Source organism: Chromobacterium sp. FG22, from assembly GCF_057809415.1.
In genome coordinates this window covers 146,395-163,638 of the sequence record NZ_JBMDJX010000011.1, presented here as the reverse complement: position 1 = coordinate 163,638, position 17,244 = coordinate 146,395, and the positions used below count along the sequence as shown (strand labels likewise).

Annotated in this window: 18 protein-coding genes; 5 read left to right on the top strand and 13 right to left on the bottom strand. The window is 62.9% G+C overall.

Annotated elements, in window-relative coordinates:
* Nucleotides 1-309: 309 nt before the first annotated feature.
* Entirely contained in the window at nucleotides 310-945 is a 636-nt protein-coding gene (locus ACODSD_RS13245) for a pyrimidine 5'-nucleotidase (protein WP_107798019.1), read from the top strand.
* 48 nt (nucleotides 946-993) lie between these two features.
* On the opposite strand, the gene ACODSD_RS13240 is transcribed toward ACODSD_RS13245, so the two are convergent.
* The 6 genes from ACODSD_RS13240 to ACODSD_RS13215 form a co-directional block, all read right to left on the bottom strand.
* Complete coding sequence (locus tag ACODSD_RS13240) at nucleotides 994-2,058, bottom strand: ABC transporter substrate-binding protein (RefSeq protein WP_107798018.1); 1,065 nt, start codon at nucleotides 2,056-2,058, stop codon at nucleotides 994-996.
* Between the two features lie 99 nt (nucleotides 2,059-2,157).
* The gene (locus tag ACODSD_RS13235) at nucleotides 2,158-2,952 is read right to left on the bottom strand and encodes an ABC transporter permease (protein WP_227106685.1); all 795 of its coding nucleotides are present in this window, start codon (nucleotides 2,950-2,952) and stop codon (nucleotides 2,158-2,160) included.
* Nucleotides 2,945-3,838, bottom strand: coding sequence for an ABC transporter permease (locus ACODSD_RS13230; protein WP_488877538.1), 894 nt, complete (start codon nucleotides 3,836-3,838; stop codon nucleotides 2,945-2,947). The genes ACODSD_RS13235 and ACODSD_RS13230 overlap by 8 nt, the downstream gene beginning before the upstream one ends.
* Before the next feature lie 6 nt (nucleotides 3,839-3,844).
* Nucleotides 3,845-4,930 carry an ABC transporter ATP-binding protein gene (locus ACODSD_RS13225; RefSeq protein WP_107798016.1) on the bottom strand — a complete coding sequence of 362 codons (1,086 nt, stop codon included), beginning with the start codon at nucleotides 4,928-4,930 and terminating at the stop codon, nucleotides 3,845-3,847.
* Nucleotides 4,931-5,204: 274 nt separating this feature from the next.
* Complete coding sequence (locus ACODSD_RS13220) at nucleotides 5,205-6,260, bottom strand: PLP-dependent cysteine synthase family protein (protein ID WP_474455556.1); 1,056 nt, start codon at nucleotides 6,258-6,260, stop codon at nucleotides 5,205-5,207.
* Between the two features lie 102 nt (nucleotides 6,261-6,362).
* Nucleotides 6,363-6,980, bottom strand: coding sequence for an OmpW/AlkL family protein (locus ACODSD_RS13215; RefSeq protein ID WP_488877537.1), 618 nt, complete (start codon nucleotides 6,978-6,980; stop codon nucleotides 6,363-6,365).
* A 150-nt stretch (nucleotides 6,981-7,130) separates the two neighbouring features.
* Between ACODSD_RS13215 and ubiD the strand changes: the two genes are divergently transcribed.
* Nucleotides 7,131-8,606 (top strand): 4-hydroxy-3-polyprenylbenzoate decarboxylase, encoded by a 1,476-nt coding sequence (ubiD, locus tag ACODSD_RS13210; protein ID WP_235084704.1) that lies wholly within the window; start codon nucleotides 7,131-7,133, stop codon nucleotides 8,604-8,606.
* A 50-nt stretch (nucleotides 8,607-8,656) separates the two neighbouring features.
* Here the strand turns inward: ubiD and ACODSD_RS13205 are convergent, their stop codons facing one another.
* Both ACODSD_RS13205 and ACODSD_RS13200 read right to left on the bottom strand, forming a co-directional pair.
* On the bottom strand, nucleotides 8,657-8,971 hold the full coding sequence (locus tag ACODSD_RS13205; RefSeq protein WP_235084707.1) for a hypothetical protein: 315 nt from the start codon (nucleotides 8,969-8,971) through the stop codon (nucleotides 8,657-8,659).
* Nucleotides 8,968-10,578 (bottom strand): M30 family metallopeptidase, encoded by a 1,611-nt coding sequence (locus ACODSD_RS13200; RefSeq protein WP_227106677.1) that lies wholly within the window; start codon nucleotides 10,576-10,578, stop codon nucleotides 8,968-8,970. The genes ACODSD_RS13205 and ACODSD_RS13200 overlap by 4 nt, the downstream gene beginning before the upstream one ends.
* Before the next feature lie 324 nt (nucleotides 10,579-10,902).
* On the opposite strand from ACODSD_RS13200, the gene ACODSD_RS13195 reads away from it, so the two are divergent.
* Nucleotides 10,903-11,259 carry a 50S ribosome-binding protein YggL gene (locus ACODSD_RS13195; RefSeq protein ID WP_107798008.1) on the top strand — a complete coding sequence of 119 codons (357 nt, stop codon included), beginning with the start codon at nucleotides 10,903-10,905 and terminating at the stop codon, nucleotides 11,257-11,259.
* A gap of 77 nt (nucleotides 11,260-11,336) precedes the next feature.
* Here the strand turns inward: ACODSD_RS13195 and ACODSD_RS13190 are convergent, their stop codons facing one another.
* From ACODSD_RS13190 to ACODSD_RS13170, 5 genes are all read right to left on the bottom strand, one after another.
* Nucleotides 11,337-11,936: a YdcF family protein gene (locus tag ACODSD_RS13190; RefSeq protein WP_019103655.1), complete on the bottom strand. Its 600-nt coding sequence runs from the start codon at nucleotides 11,934-11,936 to the stop codon at nucleotides 11,337-11,339.
* Nucleotides 11,937-12,013: 77 nt separating this feature from the next.
* On the bottom strand, nucleotides 12,014-12,253 hold the full coding sequence (locus ACODSD_RS13185; RefSeq protein ID WP_107798007.1) for a DUF2164 domain-containing protein: 240 nt from the start codon (nucleotides 12,251-12,253) through the stop codon (nucleotides 12,014-12,016).
* 79 nt (nucleotides 12,254-12,332) lie between these two features.
* The gene (locus tag ACODSD_RS13180) at nucleotides 12,333-12,689 is read right to left on the bottom strand and encodes a hypothetical protein (RefSeq protein ID WP_253315144.1); all 357 of its coding nucleotides are present in this window, start codon (nucleotides 12,687-12,689) and stop codon (nucleotides 12,333-12,335) included.
* A 153-nt stretch (nucleotides 12,690-12,842) separates the two neighbouring features.
* Complete coding sequence (gene aspA, locus ACODSD_RS13175; RefSeq protein ID WP_488877536.1) at nucleotides 12,843-14,246, bottom strand: aspartate ammonia-lyase; 1,404 nt, start codon at nucleotides 14,244-14,246, stop codon at nucleotides 12,843-12,845.
* 158 nt (nucleotides 14,247-14,404) lie between these two features.
* Nucleotides 14,405-15,313 (bottom strand): LysR family transcriptional regulator, encoded by a 909-nt coding sequence (locus tag ACODSD_RS13170; RefSeq protein ID WP_107798004.1) that lies wholly within the window; start codon nucleotides 15,311-15,313, stop codon nucleotides 14,405-14,407.
* A gap of 164 nt (nucleotides 15,314-15,477) precedes the next feature.
* Here ACODSD_RS13170 and ACODSD_RS13165 point away from each other — a divergent pair, with 164 nt between their 5' ends.
* Together ACODSD_RS13165 and ACODSD_RS13160 are read left to right on the top strand one after the other, a co-directional pair.
* The gene (locus ACODSD_RS13165) at nucleotides 15,478-16,656 is read left to right on the top strand and encodes a GGDEF domain-containing protein (RefSeq protein WP_227106673.1); all 1,179 of its coding nucleotides are present in this window, start codon (nucleotides 15,478-15,480) and stop codon (nucleotides 16,654-16,656) included.
* 39 nt (nucleotides 16,657-16,695) lie between these two features.
* Nucleotides 16,696-17,244, top strand: a complete 549-nt coding sequence (locus ACODSD_RS13160; RefSeq protein ID WP_488877535.1) for a hypothetical protein — start codon at nucleotides 16,696-16,698, stop codon at nucleotides 17,242-17,244.

Below are 17,244 nucleotides of genomic sequence, written 5' to 3'. Positions count from 1 at the left end.
CATCGACCGAGCACTTACACCTATCGGTTATTCGTTCTGTTAAAGATCGGTGCAGGTCGCTGCGTTTCGTTATCCGGCGCTGCGTTGTCTGCTGAGGAGGCGAACTATACGTCAGCCCCCTAAACCCGTCAACACCTTTCGTGAAAGATTTTTGACAAAAGAGGCCTCTCGCAAGCTATCCCCATGATTTATATTGAATCATCCATATGAAGAATTTCAGCGTAGCCGCCATGCACTGGTAGGGACTGTCGTTTCCGGATTGAAAAAACGATAATTCCCCTCCTCGTCCGCCCTTCTAGAAGCACAATCATGCGCAACAAAACCTGGATTTTCGACCTGGACGACACGCTGCACCACGCCAGCGGCGGCATCTTCGCCCATATCAGCCACGCGATGTCCGCTTATATGATGAAACATCTGCAAGTGGACGCAGTGGAAGCCCGCTTGCTGCGCGAGCGCTATTGGGCGCAATACGGCGCCACCATGCATGGGCTGGTCACCCACCACGGCATCGACCCTCATGACTTCCTATTGGAAACCCATAAGCTGGAAGAACTGGAGCAATGGCTATTCGCCGAGCACAATCTGGCGGAATCGCTGAGCGCGCTGCCGGGCCGCAAGCTGATCTTCTCCAATGGCCCGCACCATTATGTGCAAGGCATTTTGCAGCGCCTGGCGATAGAGCGGCACTTCCACTCCATATATGGCGTCGAGCAAGTGGACTACGTGCCCAAGCCGCATGTCGGCGCCTTCCGTAAAGTTCTGGCGCAAGAGCGGCTGGATCCGCGACACTGCATCATGGTGGAGGACTCGCTGCCCAATCTGCTGACGGCGAAGAAGCTGGGCATGAAAACGGTCTGGGTCAGCAAGCAGGTGCGGCGGCCTGCGCATGTGGACATCCGCATCGCCTCCATCGGCGAGCTGGCGCGCCGTCGCTGGGACTGAAATAAAAAAGGCCGGAATCCCGGCCTTTTCCTATATAGAGTATCCCGCTTACTTCAGCTTGATCTCGGACCACACCTTGTTCAGCTCGCGACGGTCCTTGGCGTTCAAGTCCTTCAGCTGTTGCAGGCGCGGCAGTTCGCCGGCGGTCGGGAAGATCGCATGCACCTTGGTCAGTTCCGGTTTGACGAACTTGCCGGCGGCGGCGTTGGGGTTGCCCGAGCCCATCTCGTTGGTCAGACCGGAGGCGTTCTTGCCGTCCAGCATGAAGTTGATGAATTTGTAAGCCAGGTCCTTGCGCGGCGCGTCCTTCAACACCACGAAGTTGTCCAGCGACAGGGTGTTGCCTTCTTTCTGCAAGCCGAAATTGACGCCGAACTTGCGGCCGGCCTTCTTGGCGTCCTGCTGCGCCTGGTACATATCGTTGGAATAGCCCAGCGCGACATAGATGTTGCCTACGGTCAGTTCCTTGATATAGCTCTGGTTGTTGAAGGCGGCCCAGTAGGGTTTGGCCTTCAGGATCACGTCGCGCGCCGCTTTCCAGTCCGCCGGATTGGTGGAGTTGGCCGGCTTGCCCAGATACATCAAGGCGGCGGACACCAGCTCGCGCTGAGAGTCCAGCACGGTGATCTTGCCCTTGAGCTTGGCCAATACGGCCGGATCGAAGATCAGCGCCCAGCTATTGGCCTTGTCCAGCAAGCCCAACTCTTTCAGCTTGGTTTCGTTGTAGCCCAGCAGCGTGGTGGTGAAGGCGTAGGGGACCGAGTACTGGTTGCCCTTGTCGAAGAAGCTGTTCAGATAGCCTGCGTTCAGGTTCTTGAAGTTGGGCAGCTGTTTTTTGTCCAGCGGCTGCGCCTTGCCCTGCTTGATCAGCGCTTCCACCGCGAAGCCGGTCGGCACCACGATGTCGTAACCCTTGGCGCCGGCGGCCAGCTTGGCCAGCATTTCTTCGTTGTCGCCGTAGAAGTCTTGCACCAGCTTGCACTTGCAATAAGCCTCGAAGCTCTTGGCGGTGCTTTCCGACAGGTAGTTGTTCCAGTTGTAGAGGTGCAATTCTTCCGCTGCGTACGCTTGTGCAGATACGGCCAGGGCAAGCGTCACCAGGACTTTTTTCATTGCGTTTTTCCTTCTATTCGCACGAGTGCGTTGCGACTACATGAAAAACCGGCCGGCTCCCTTGTTGCCCGGCCGGGGCCCTACTACTTAAACAGGCTCTCAGCCATTGGCCCGCAGCGCGCTGGGCGACACGCGCGAAGCAATGACGATCAGCACCAGGGTCAACAGCATCAGCAAGCTGGAAACGGCGTTCACTTCCGGCGTCACCGCGATCTTGATCATCGAGTAAATCTCCAGCGGCAGCATGCTGGCGCCTGCGCCGGCGGTGAAGAAGGTGATCACGAAGTCGTCGATGGACAAGGTAAAGGCCATCAGGGCGCCGGCGATGATGCCCGGCTTGATCACCGGCAGGGTGATCAGGCGGAAGGCCTGGAACGGCGTCGCCCCCAGATCGCGCGCCGCTTCCACCAGGCTGTCGTCCATGCCCTGCATCCGCGCCCGCACCACGATGGCGACGAAGCCGATGCAGAAGGCGACGTGGGACAGCAGGATGGTGATCATGCCCAGTTCCAGAATGCCGATCAGCTGGTTGACGATGACGAAGAAGATCACCAGCGACACCCCCATCAGCAGTTCCGGGATGGCGATGGGCGTCAGCACCAGGAAGGGCAGCAAGCGCAGCTTGTAGCGATGCATGGCGATGCCGGCCAAGGTGCCCAGCACGGTGGCGCAGGCGCTGGCGATGATGCCTATGATCAGCGAGTTGGCCGCCGCGCTCAGCATCTTCTCGTTGTGGAACAGTTTGTCGTACCACTTGAGGGTGAAGCCCACCCATTCCGCGTTGAGTCTGGAATCGTTGAACGAGTACAGCACCACGATCACCAGCGGCAGATAGAGGAAGAGATAGGTCAGCAGCGCCGACGCCCACAACCAGCGGGATTGTTTCTTAGCCACGTTTCTTGCCTCCTCTGCCCACCATCGCGCCCAGGGCCGCGATCAACAACACTCCGCCGGTCAGCATGATGGACAGCACCGAACCGAACGGCCAGTCGCGGGTGTCCAGTATCTGCTGCTTGATCAGGTTGCCGATCATGATGGAGTCGGTGCCGCCCAGAATGTCCGGAATGGCGAACATGCCCAGCGCCGGGATGAACACCAGCGCGGAGCCAGCGAACACGCCGGGCAGGCTCAGCGGCCAGGTCACGCGCCAGAAGCGTTGCCAGGCGTTGGCGCCAAGATCCTGCGCCGCGTCCAGCAAGGCCATGTCGTGTTTTTCCAGATTGGCGTATAACGGCAACACCATGAAGGGCAGATGCACATAGACCAGGCCGACGATGACGGCGAACGGGGTGAACAGCAGACGCACCGGTTCAAAACCCAGCGAGGTCACCACCACGTTCAGCATTTTGGTGAACGCCGATTGCGGCCCCAGGATGATCATCCAGGCGTAGATGCGGATCAGGAAGTTGGACCAGAACGGCAGGATCACCAGCAGCAACATCAGGTCGCGGTATTTCTTGCCGGAGCGGGCGATCAGCCAGGCCAGCGGATAGGCCATCAACAGGCAAACCACGGTAGTGATCCCCGCATAGCCGGCGGACTTGATGAACAGCTCGATGTAGAGCGGCTCTTCCACCAAGCGGCGGAAGTTGTCCAGCGTCAGATCCCAGACCAGCTTGCCTTCCTCGAAGTAGTACATCGGCGCGAGGCCGCCGTAATCGCCCGGATTGCGGAAAGCCGCCACCACCATGATCAGCGACGGCACCAGGAAAAACAGGATCAGGTAGACCAGCGGCGGCCACGACAGCGCCCACTTGCCGAATCGATCTCGAATCGCCATGCGCGTTTACTCCGTCAGGAAGCTGCCGGCGTCGAAGCGCCAGGCCAGTTCCACGATGTCGTTGTCGTCAAAGAATTTGGCGACGCCCGGAATGCTGTTGGGCAGCATCGCCTCCACCATCACGCCCTCGCCCACTTCCACCACGTAGAGGGTAACGTCGCCCAGGTACAGGCAATCGTGAACGCGGCCTTTGAAATAGGCTTCGTCGTCATGGGCCGGCAGGCTCTTGTCCAGCTTGACCTTTTCCGGACGCAACGCCAGCCAGCCGGTCTGCCCTTCGCGCACATCCGGCACGGTCAGGCAGCGCACTTCGCCGCAGCCTTTCAGGTCCACCAGCATGGTGTCGCCGTCCACGCGCTTGACCTTGCCTTCCAGCACATTGCACTGGCCGAGGAAGTCCGCGACGAAGCGGTTCTTGGGCTTGCTGTAAATGGTTTCCGGCGCGTCCAATTGCTCCACCTGGCCGTGGCTCATCACCGCGATGCGGTGGCTGAGCGCCAGCGCTTCGCCCTGGTCGTGGGTGACGTAGACGAAGGTGATGCCCACTTCTTTTTGCAGATTGATCAGTTCCAGCTGCATTTCTTCGCGCAGCTTGGCGTCCAGCGCGGACAGCGGTTCGTCCAGCAGCAGCAGCCGCGGACGGTCCACCAGCGCTCGGGCGATGGCCACGCGCTGGCGCTGGCCGCCGGACATCTCGTGCGGGTAGCGGTCGCCGAACTGGGTCAGGCGCACGTCTTCCAGCAATTCGTCCACCTGGGAAGCGATCTTGGCCTTGTCCCACTTGGCCATTTTGAGCGGGAAGGCGATGTTCTCGCGCACCGTCATGTGCGGGAACAAGGCATAGCTTTGAAACACGGTGTGCACCGGACGTTTTTCCGGCTGCACCTGCGACATGTCCTGACCGTCCAGCAGGATCTGGCCGGAATCCGGCTGCTCGAAGCCGGCCAGCATGCGCAGCAAGGTGGTCTTGCCGCAACCGGAGGGCCCGAGCAGGGTGAAGAACTCGCCTGCCTCTACCGACAGGCTGACATTGTTGACCGCCGTGTAGTCGCCGAAGCGCTTGACGACATTTTTGATTTCAAGGAGAGCCATTGTCTTCCCCGCCCAAGAAAAAGGGCGCCAGTTTAACAAAAAAGATAAAGCTGGGGCCGTTGAAATCCCTTGAAAATTCAAGACCTCAGCGCATTTTTTCCATTGTGCGAACCGGGCGTTCGGGCCGGGCCGGTAAGTTGCTATTTTCTCAGCAGAAAACCGCGCGCCGCACGCTGGGTTTTCGGTGCGGCGCAACATGGTTTCAATTCAAATAATTGATGCTTTTTGACAACAACTGTCGGCATCTCGCCGTCTACGCGCCGCCAAACAGCGCTTACCACTGCCCTTCATTGAAGAAGCGGCGGTAGCGCTCCACCCAGTTCGAGATATCGAAACCGTTGGCCTGCAGCCAATCGTGGTTGTAATAGCTGCCCTGGTAGCGGTTGCCGTCGTCGCAGATCAAGGTGACGATGGAGCCGCTGCGGCCCTGGCTGCGCATCTGGCCCACCAGTTCGCAAACACCGTAGAAATTGGTGCCGGTGGAACCGCCGCAGCGGCGTCCCAGCACTTCTTCCAGGAAGTGGATGGCGGCGTAGCTGGCGACGTTGGGCACCCGGATCACATTGTCGATGACTGTGGGAATGAAGGAGGGTTCCACCCGAGGCCGGCCTATGCCTTCCACGCCGGAGCCGCCTTCGCAGCGGCAGTCCATGCTGCCGGTATGGAAACTGTCGTAGAACACCGAGTTTTCCGGGTCCACCACGCAGACCTTGGTCGGCAGTTTCTGGTAGCGCACATAGCGGCCGAAAGTGGCCGAGGTGCCGCCGGTGCCGGCGCCGCATACGATCCAGTCCGGCACCGGATTCGGCTCATAGGCCATTTGGGTGAAAATGGTGTCGGCGATATTATTGTTGCCGCGCCAGTCGGTGGCGCGCTCGGCATAGGTGAACTGGTCCATGTAATGGCCGTTCAACTCTTCCGCCAGGCGTTTGGATTCGTCGTAAATGGTGGCGGGATCGTCCACCAGGTGGCTGCGGCCGCCGTAGAATTCGATGGCGCGGATCTTTTCCTGCGAGGTGCTCTTGGGCATCACCGCGATGAAGGGCAGGCCCAGCAAGCGGGAAAAATAGGCCTCGGACACCGCGGTGCTGCCGCTGGAAGCCTCGATGATGGTGCTGCCTTCGCGTATCCAGCCATTGCACAAGCCGTATAGAAACAGCGAGCGCGCCAGCCGGTGCTTGAGGCTGCCGGTGGGATGGGTGGATTCGTCCTTGAAATAGAGCTGTATCTCCGGCGCGCCGGGGATGGGCAGCGGGATCAAATGGGTGTCGCTGGAGCGATTGAAATCGGCCTCTATCTTGCGCACCGCCTGGGCAACCCAATCAGTCATCTTGCTTCTCCAGTGTCGGAAAGTTCTCAATCGGCCATTCTAACGCGACAAGCAAGAAAAAAACGCCCCGTAGGGCGTTTTGGATTCAAAGCGGCGAGCCGATCAGAACTTGGTGCCAAAGCCGATGCCGAATACCCACGGGTCGATCTTCAGTTCGCCCAGTTTGGCGCCGCCCAGCTGATCCGCGGTCACGTCGGTCTTGATCCAGATTTTTTTGACGTCCAGGTTGACGAACCAGTTCTTGTTGATCGCGTAGTCCGCGCCCAGTTGCAGCGCCGGACCCCAGCTGTTTTTCTTCACGCTCAGATCTGTCGCACTACCTGCTTTCAGGCCGTCATTGTAGAAACGGGTGTAGTTGATGCCGGCGCCCACATAGGGACGGAAGGTGGCGTCAGGAGCGAAGTGGTATTGCAGGGTCAAGGTCGGCGGCAACACCGATACCTTGCCGACGGAACCGAAGGTGTTGGTGGTGACTTCGTGACGGGTGGTGCCCAGAATCAGCTCGGCGCCGATATTGTTGGTGATCATGTAGGTGAAGTCGACCTCAGGCGCCCAGCTGTCCTTGGCGTCGACATTCAAACCCGACACTACGCCAGAGTTGCTCCAGCTGGCGTCGGGGTTGACATTGATCACGCGGAAGCGCGCCAGGATGTCGCCTTGAGCGGCGAAGGCGCTAGCGGAAACCAGGCCGATCATTGCGGCGAGAGCGAGCTTTTTCATATTGGGTTCTCCTGTCATGTTTGGTCGAATGCAGGCCTGGCGCTTGCCGCCATCGTTGACTTTGACTGCGGGCAGCAGTAGCGTTCGGCGTCCGGTGGCAGATTATCCAAGCACCTAATATCAAACTTTGCGCCAGATCATGAGATGGTCATGAAATATGCAGATTTACGGGAGTTTGTCTCCCAATTGGAACAACAAGGCCTGCTGAAACGAATTGCGGCCCCGGTCTCCCCGCATCTGGAGATGACCGAGATCGGCGACAGGGTACTGAAAGCCGGCGGTCCCGCGCTGCTGTTCGAACAGGCAGTCAAGGACGGCAAACGCTTCGATTACCCGGTACTGGCCAATCTGTTCGGCACGCCCGAGCGCGTGGCGCTGGGCATGGGCGCCGCCGATGTGATGCAGTTGCGCGAGATCGGCAAGACCCTGGCCTACCTGAAAGAACCGGAGCCGCCCAAGGGCTTGAAAGACGCCTGGGACAAGCTGCCCTTGCTGAAGCAATTGCTGTCGATGGCGCCTAAGGAGGTCGGCAAAGCGCCATGCCAGCAAATCGTATGGGAAGGCGCGGAAGTCGATCTGGAGCGCTTGCCTATCCAGCACTGCTGGCCCGGCGACGTGGCGCCGCTGATCACCTGGGGCCTGACCGTGACCCGCGGCCCCAACAAGAAACGCCAGAACCTGGGCATCTATCGCCAACAGCTGATAGGCCGCAACCGCGTCATCATGCGCTGGCTGGCCCACCGCGGCGGCGCGCTGGATTACCGCGAATTCTGCCAACAGCATCCCGGCGAGCCTTACCCGGTGGCGGTGGTGCTGGGCTGCGACCCGGCCACTATCCTGGGCGCGGTGACGCCGGTGCCGGACACCCTGTCCGAATACCAGTTCGCCGGCCTGCTGCGCGGCAGCCGCACCGAGCTCACCAAATGCCTGGGTTCGGATCTGCAAGTGCCGGCGCGCGCCGAGATCGTGCTGGAAGGCCATATCCATCCGGACGACACCGCGATGGAAGGCCCTTACGGCGACCACACCGGCTATTACAACGAGCAGGACCGCTTCCCGGTGCTGACCGTGGACCGCGTCACCCTGCGCGAAAACGCGATCTACCACAGCACCTACACCGGCAAGCCGCCGGACGAGCCGGCGGTGCTGGGCGTGGCGCTGAACGAGGTCTTCGTGCCCATTCTGCAAAAGCAGTTTCCGGAAATCGTCGATTTCTACCTGCCGCCGGAAGGCTGCAGCTACCGGATGGCGGTGGTCAGCATCAAGAAGCAATACCCCGGCCACGCCAAGCGGGTGATGATGGGATGCTGGAGCTTCCTGCGCCAGTTCATGTACACCAAGTTCATCGTGGTGGTGGACGACGACGTCAACACCCGGGACTGGAAGGAAGTGATCTGGGCGATCACCACGCGCATGGACCCGGTGCGCGACACCACCTTGATCGAGCATACGCCTATAGATTATCTGGACTTCGCCAGCCCGGTGTCCGGCCTGGGCGGCAAGATGGGCCTGGACGCCACCAACAAGATGCCGGGTGAAACCAACCGCGAGTGGGGCGTGCCCATCGTGATGGACCAGGCGGTCAAACAACGCGTAGACGCGATGTGGCGGGATTTGGGTCTGTAGACGCGGAAGACAAGCGCCTGGCTTCTTCGAAGCCAGGCGGTTTTTACGACTCAACGCGTCTCAAGTACTTCCGCCTGCAGCAGCACGGCCTCGCGCCCCAGCAGCGGATGGGCTTTGAACGGCCCGGCCCGATAGCGAATGCGCGAACCAGTCCGCTGCTTCAACGCGGCCACTTCCGCGGCCCCCAGGCCCTGGCCGTCGGCAGCGGGCTGGATGACGAAGGTGCCTCCATCCCCCTTTTCCACCCCCAAGCGCACCAGCGGCGGCGCGCCGACGGCGACCAGGGTGCCCTCCTCCCACGGCGGCAGCGACATCGCGCCGGCGCCGGCGCAAAGGCCGAGCCACAGCAGCAGTCCGCGCATCATGGCTTGAGCAGGATCAGATGGCTGTTGGCCGGCACCGTCACCCGCGCCACGCCGCGCGACAGCGGCAGGCTCTGCTTATAGGTTTCCGCCGTCGCCAACGCGCTCCAGCCGATTTCCTGCGCCTGGAAGGGCACCGCCGGCAACAACAAACTCTTGCCGTTCGGGAAATACTGGTTGGCCGGCAGGCTCAGCGTCTTGGCCGGGAAGCCGTAACCGCTGGCCGGATTGCCGCCCAGCGCCAGCGTGGTGTTGAGACGCAGCATCAGGCTGCTGTAATCGCCGGCGCCCGCCGCGCGCAAACCGTCGTTCAAGGCCGCTTCGCCGGTATTGGCGCCGGTCACCCACGGCTTCATCACGCCCGCGCCGAACTGATGCAGCATCTGCATGCCCGCCGCCAGCGCCTTCGGGTAGCAGGTGTAATTCGACGCCGCCACGCTCCAGCCCTTCAAATTGCAAGCCGGCCGGCGCAGAAAGCTTTCGAAATCGCCGCCGCGGCGCAGGTCCGGATGGGAGTTGGCGTCGCTGCCGCGACCGCCGGTGAAGGTGTCCGCCGACACCAGATAGCCCATGGTCTGGGCCGCCAGCTCGTTTTCCCATACCGTAGGCTGACCGGAACCCGGCGGTTTGCGCAGGATCTTGTTGTAGGCGTAGAGCACATGCAGGTATTCGTGCGCCAGCGTGGACAGGGCCAGGCTGGGGCCATTGCCCTTCATATTCCAGTTGCGGCCCGGATCGGCCTGGGCGAAGGTGTCCAGGTCCACGAAGGTGGCCAAGGCCTGATTGCTCTTGCCCACCACGTCGCGGCACTCTTGGTCGCCGCCGCACATGGCCGGCGCGGCCGACGCCAGCAAGGCGTTGGTCCAGCGCACATAGCCGAGCAAGCGGCCGCCGCCGGTCTGATTCGGATCGTTCAGCCGGCTCAGCACCAGGTGCACGTCCTTGGTGTCGCCGGGCAGCGCCAGCGCGCGCCAGCCCGGATCGATGTCATTGCCCCAGGGCTCGCTGACGACCGAGGCTTCCAAGGGATAGACGCTGTTGGCGAAGCGCTCGGCCAGCGCGTCGGCCTGATCGCTGCCCACGCTGACGTCCAACCCGTCCTGCGCCCAGACGTAAACTTTGCCGCCGCCGTTGGGCAAATCGCGCATGGCTTGCAGGCTGGTGGCGCTATCGCCGTCCATATCGTGCCAGACCCGTTTGTCGCCGATCGCGTAGCTGGCCGCCTGCAAGCTCGCCTGCTCCGCCAGCAGCCGGTGCGAACCGGCGCCGCGCAGCGACAAGGCGCCGGAGCGGGCCGACGCGCCAACCGCGGCCATCACCGCCTGGCTCTCCGCCTCCAGACGTTCCGCCGCGGCGTCCGACCCGCCGCGCAGGCCGGAAGCGGCCAGCTTGGCCTGGCCCGAAGTGTCTCCGGAACTGATGCGCGACACCACCATCTGCCAGGCGGCGCTCAAGGGCTTGCCGCTGATAGACACCGTTTGCGCCTGCGCGCCGGTATTGGTGTACTGGTAGACGGAGCCGGACTGCGCCCTGCCGGCCGAGGCCGGCAAGCGGCACACATTGCCCGAGCACGTCAGCGCCGCCACTTCCGCGCCGTCCGTCGCCAGCATCCTGCCAGATGCCGACGTTCCGACGCTGGAACCGCCGCTGCCGGCGTTACCGCCGCCGCCACCGCCGCCGCATGCGCTCAGCAACGCGGACATCACGGACACAGCCAATATTGTTTTTGTGCTTTTCATCCCTGTAGTCATCCATTTCATGTATTGAGAATGAGAAAAAATACTAATTCCATTCCAATGGCAATGACTACGGCAAATAATTACCTTTTTATATGATATTTGTTTAGTTAGAGTGACAGAAACCTACGCGCAGCCGGCGGAGCACAAAGCCGGCAAGCCTGCTATCATCGCCAGGTCTTTGAATAAGGAGCAGTCATGTCCCTGCGCAACCCCAACTCCCCGCACCGCCTGAGCCGTCTGAAAACCCGCCAACGCAAGAAAATGCGTGTAGGCGAATTTCGCGAGCTGGGCTTTCATCTGATCTCCATGCTGCACGACGGCGCGGATTCCGAGGCGCTGCTGGACGCCTGGCTGATCCAGGTGGACGAGGCCGGCATCAGCTTCGGCGGCCATTTCGACGGCGCCGGCAAGCTGGAAGGCGTGGCCTTCCCGGTGGGCGAGGTCAAGATCAGCGACGAGCTGCGCCTGCAACTGCTGTCCTGGCTGCAAGCCCGCGCCGAAGTGAAATCGGTGGAAGGCGGCGAATTGATCGATCTGTGGCACAGCCGCTGATCCCTTTCCGTCCGACGTGAAAAAACCGGCTTGTCGCCGGTTTTTTTATGCCTGGACGCTTCGAGCCGCGGGCGCGATCAGGACAGCTTGCGGAACACCCGGTAGCCGATATAGAGCCAGGTTTCCCTGGCCAGGAAGCGGGACCAGCTGGACAGCGTGCGGTAGCGGCTGGATTGCGTGGGCGCGGGATAGGCGGTCAGGCCGATGTCGGTGGCCATCAGCACCGAGCGGCGCATATGCAGCGGATCGCTGACCAAGAGGAAGGAGCGGATGCCGAACTGGCTGCTCAATTCGCGCGCGTTTTCCAGGTTTTGCCAAGTGGTGCGCGACTGGTTTTCCGCCAGCATCGCCGTCATCGGCACGCCTTGCTTGGCGGCGAAGTCGCGGCCGACGTCGGCTTCGGACGGATAACCCGGTTCCGGCGTGCCGCCGGTGAACACAATCCAGCGCACCTTGCCGGACTTGTACAATTTGACTGCATGATTGATGCGCTCGCGGAACACCGGCGACGGGCGCTTGCCCCAGGCCGCCGCCCCCAACACCAGCGCCGCGTCGGCTTGCGGTTCGTTTGCGCTGCCGCCGAAATCGACGATGCTCCAGGCCACGTAGCTGAAGCCCAGCACCACCAGCAAAATCGCCAGCACAAAGCCTTTCAACATCAAACGCAAGTAGAGCATGGGTACCGCAAGTGAAGGGTGGAACGCCGATTGTACCCGCAAACCGGATGCAAGCGGCAAGGCCGCGCGCTCCGCGCCTACTTCTCCAATTCCCAAATCGCCGCCTGCAGGGACTCCATCCGCGCGGCGAGCGCCAACTGCGCGTCGTCCAACGCCTTGTTGTAAATGTCTCTGCCGATTTTGTCGGCGACGAAGTCCAACAGGAATTGCGCGTCGAACTGCCCCAGCTCGATGCCGAACTGGTCTTGCGCGTACTGTTGCAATTGCGGAGCCAGCGTTTGCAGTTGAGCGGGGGTCAACAAGGAATGATTGGCCATGGCGTGCCGCCCTGTGCGATGGAAAGCCGCGATTATGGCGGCTATTCGCCGATGCTGGAAGCGGTTTCCCCGCGCACGGCTAAAGGGACAGCGCCCGTCCCCATTGCAACAGGCCCGCCCGCCACTGGCGCTGGCCGTTCAATTGCCAGGCCAGCAGCCGGTCGCCGGCCTCGCCGCGCCAGAGGGGATGCGCCCGCATCTGGCTGAGCAAGGCCTCCGCCGCCTGGCTGTCGTCAAAGCATAGCGCCAGCCAGTCCGACCCCGCGCGCGTCAACACGCGGCGCAGCTTGTCCGGCCACGGCGCGGCGCCGCGCCACACCGTGGCGCCGTGAAAACAGCCCGAGCGCAGCCATTGCCGCCGGACGCGCCACTGTTCGGCGCCCAGCGCGCACAGGCCGCGCGGAAACTCCAGACCCCACCATAGCGCAGCGTGCATTCGTCGCCCTTTCATTGTGCATTGCACAATTTTTTATACCCGCATTCCGCGCCCGCCGCAAGCGCGGCCGGCCCCGATAAAAAAAACAGGCCGCGCAAGGCGGCCTGATCAAGTTGAAACGCTCACAACGATAAGTCAGACAAGGGAAAGCAATTACACGGTCACCCAGCGCGGCCGGGTCAGCTCTTCCGGCTTCAGCAGCAGATCCAGCTGCTCACGGCTCAGCAAGCCTTGCTCCAGCACGATGTCGGCGACGCTGGCGCCGGTGGCGTGGGCCTGGGCCGCCACATTGGTGGCCGCGGCGTAGCCGATGACGGGGTTGAGCGCGGTCACCAGGCCGATGGAGTTCTCCACGCTGGCGTGCAGGCGCTCGCGGTTGGCGGTGATGCCCGTGACGCAGTTGTCGGTCAGCGTGGCGCAGGCGGCCGCCAGGTGGGCCATGCTGCGGAACAGGCTGTAAGCGATCACCGGCTCGAAGGCGTTCAATTGCAGCTGCCCGGCCTCCGCCGCCATGGTGATGGTGACGTCGTTGCCTATCACCTCGTAAGCCACCTGGCTCACCACCTCGGGAATCACCGGATTGACCTTGCCCGGCATGATGGAGGAACCGGCCTGGCGAGCCGGCAGATTGATCTCGCCGAAACCGGCGCGCGGGCCGGAGGACAGCAGGCGCAAATCATTGCAGCTCTTGGACAATTTGACCGCGATGCGCTTGAGCACGCCGGACAACTGCACGAAGGCGCCGCAGTCCTGGGTGGCTTCGATCAGATTGGGCGCGGTCAGCAGGGTGTGGCCGCTCAACTCGGACAGATGCAGACAAGCCAGGCGCGCGTAATCCGGATGCGCGGTAATGCCGGTGCCGATGGCGGTGGCGCCCAGATTGATTTCCAGCATCAGCGCGCTGGCTTCCATCAAGCGCTGCTCGTCTTCCTGCAGCATCACCGCGTAAGTCATGAACTCCTGGCCCAGCGTCATCGGCACCGCGTCCTGCAGCTGGGTGCGCCCCATCTTCAGGTAGTCCTTGAACTCGTCGGCCTTGGCGGCGAAGGCCTCACGCAACGTCGCCATCCGGGTCAGCAGCTTGTTGGCGCCCCAGAACGCCGCCAAACGCAAGGCGGTCGGGTAAACGTCGTTGGTGCTTTGACACAGATTGACGTGTTCATTGGGATGCAGGTACTGGTACTCGCCCTTGGCGTGGCCCATTAGTTCCAGCGCGCGGTTGGCGATGACCTCGTTGGCGTTCATATTGGTCGAGGTGCCGGCTCCGCCCTGGATCGCATCCACCACGAACTGCTCATGCCAGCGGCCGGCGCGGATTTCCTCGCAGGCGGCGATGATGGCCTGGGCGACAGGCCCAGGCAGCAAGCCCAGATCGCGGTTGGCCTGAGCCGCGGCCTGCTTGATGCAGGCCAGCGCGCGGATCAGATCGCCGTAGCCGGCGATGCTCTGGCCGGTGATGGGAAAGTTTTCGACTGCGCGCAAGGTGTGCACGCCCCAATAAACGTCGGCGGGCACTTCACGATCGCCTAGCAGATCATGTTCGATGCGGGTCGTCATGGATGCTTCTCCTGATACGGATGACGCCACGCGCTCGCGTGGCTTGAAGCAGCGCACTCTATGCCATGCCGCGGCGGCTGGCCAATTCGAAATGCCGATAGGGTCATGCGGGAAATGCATAACCTTGGCGGGGGGCGCGCGTTCCCCGGCGCCCCCGCTCAGCAGGCCGGGTATTGATGCGTCAGATAGTCCCAGAAGGCCTTCAAGGCCGGGCGCTGTCGCTTCTGATCGATGTAGAGCCGGATCTCCATCTCCACCTGCCAGGACTCGTCGCCGGCGGCCGCCAACAAGCCCTCCTGCGCCTCCCGGCGCGCCGAGCTTTCCGGCAGGAAGGCCAGGCCGTGCCCTTCCAACACCATGTGCTTGAGCCCTTCCGCCATATCGGTTTCATAGCGCAGCGCCAGCTTGGCCGGCTGCGGCGCGGACTCCAGAATCAGGTCGCTCATCAGCCGGAAATAGGCGTTGCTGGCGTAGCCGAGAAAGGGCAAGGGCTGCTGCGCGCTGCCGGGCAGTTGGTAGCGCGGCCGGCCGGCTTCCGCGATCGAGAACGGCCTCAGCCGCTCGACGCCCAGCTTCAGCCCCTGATAGCGGGCGTCGGTCAGTTCCACCGGTTGCTTGGGATGGTGGTAGCACATCAATAGATCGCTGCCGCCTTCCACGAAGGCCAGCAGCGCGTCGTGCACATTGCTGGCCTGCAGCCTACAGGGCAAAGCGCCGTAACCGCGCTGCGCCTGAGACAGCCATTTGGGAAAGAAGGAGAAGGACAGGGTGTGCGGCACCGCGAACTCCAGCGTGCCCGCGGCCAAGGGCTGCAAGCCGCGCAGCAAGGCGCGGCTGGTGTTGAGCTGGGACAGCATGGCCACCGCCTGCTCGCGGAACAGCGCGCCGGCCTCGGTCAGCCGCGTCGGATAGGTGGTACGATCGATCAGACCGGCCCCCAACCAGCTCTCCAGCGATTTGATCCGCCGCGAGAACGCCGGCTGGGTCAGGTGGCGCAGTTCCGCCGCGCGGGTAAAGCTGCCGGTTTCCGCCAGCACCAGGAAGTCTTCAAGCCACCGAGTTTCCATCGCGCGCTTCCGCCAGAGTGATCAGGAGCTGGGATAGTAGCCTAAACGCGGCCCAAGAATCTGTTCACGATCCGCCGCGCCGCCTGAAACCCGACACGGAGAGCGCCGCCTCCAAGCCGGCGATGTTGACCTGTTGCAAACCCAAAGTCATAAACCGCGGTAGAATGACGCAACTACCTGGCACCATCCGCATGCATATTACTCACTTCATCTGGCAGAAGCTGCTGGGCATGGCGCCCGGCGAGATCCAGAGCGGCGATACGCTCTGGCTGCTGAGCCCTCGCCAGCACATGCCCTTGCTGGCGCAGCGACGCGCGCTGATGCTGGTCAACCGCTGCCGGCTGTTCGCCATCCTGTTTTCCGCGCTGACGCCGGCCTGGGCCTTGATCGACTTGCTGACCCTGCCCTATCCGCTGTCCCTGCAATTGGCGGCCCTGCGCCTGCTGGTGTCCGTCGCCTTCGTCGCGCTGGCGGTCTGGCAGCCTATGGACGGCCGCCTGCGCTCGGCCTATCGCGGCATCGCGCTCTTGTTCGCCATCCCCACCCTGTTCTACATCGCCTCCCACCTCTTGCTGCGTCGCTACCATCTGGAAGGCTTGTCCGCCGCCATCGGCGCCGGTTACGCCTTCCTGCCCTTCGTGCTGCTGGCCGGGCTGGCCATTTTCCCGCTGACCCTGCTGGAAAGCCTGGCTTTCGCCAGCCCGGCGCTGTTCGGCTTCGTGCTGACCAGCCTGCTGGACCTGAACGGCGACAATCTGCCCGGCTTCGGCGGGGAATTCTGGCTGCTGTCCTTGCTGGCCGGCGTTTCCGCCATTGCCGGCATCAGCCAGCTGGCCTTCATCATCGTGCTGGTCCACCAGGCGATACGCGATCCGTTGACCGGGGTCTTCTCGCGCCGCAGCGGCGAGGAAATGCTGGGCCTGCTGGAGTTGCAGGCTCAGCGCAGCCGGCAGCCGCTGAGCCTGGCCTTCATCGACCTGGACCACTTCAAGGCGATCAACGACCACTACGGCCACCTGGCCGGCGACCAGGTCTTGCGTCATTTCGCCGAGCTGATGGAAGGCAGGCTGCGACGCAGCGACGTGCTGGTGCGCTGGGGCGGCGAGGAGTTCGTGCTGCTGATGCCCGGCGCGCAGTTGGCCCACGCCGCCCAGGTCATCGCCCGGCTGCGCGCCCAGGGCCTGGGCGAGCGGCCGGAAGGCCATGCGCTGACCGCCAGCATCGGCGTGGCGGAGTTGTTTCAAGACGGCAGCGCCGACTGGCGAGCCTTGGTGGATTTGGCCGATACCCGCATGTACCGCGCCAAGCAGACCGGGCGCAATCGGGTAGTGATCTCCGGCTGAAGCTTTACCCGCCGGGCGACTTTCCTTATCGTGGGCGGCATGACCGTTCTGACCGCCCCGCTCCTTCCCCGCTCCCGCGGCGTCGCCGCCGCGCTGCTGCTCAGCCTGTTGGCCCATGGCGCGCTGCTGTGGCTGAGCAAACCCGGCGGCCGCCCGGACGCCGCCGCGGCCCCGCCGCTGCGGATACAGCTGCGTCCGCCGGCGCCGGCCGTCGTCCCGCCGCCGACGCGCCCCGCCACGCCGGAAGCCGCTGCCCGAAAACCGGCCGCAGCCCCGCGGCATTCAAACGCGGCGACGCACATCACGGCCGCCGGCCCCGGCAAACGCAGCGTCCCAAGCGGGCGCGACGCTTCTGCGCCCGCCACGGCCTTGACCTTGGGCGGCCTGCGGCAGCAAGTGCGCGAGCAAGCCGCCGCCGCGCCGGAAAAAATCGCCCCGCTGCCGGCCGACCCCGCCAAAACGAAATTGGCCCGCTCGATCGAGCGGGCCGAAAAACCGGACTGCAAAACGCGTTACGCCGGACTGGGTCTCTTGGCCATCCCGGTGCTGGCGGTGCAGAGCGCGCGCGAGGACGGCTGCAAATGGTGA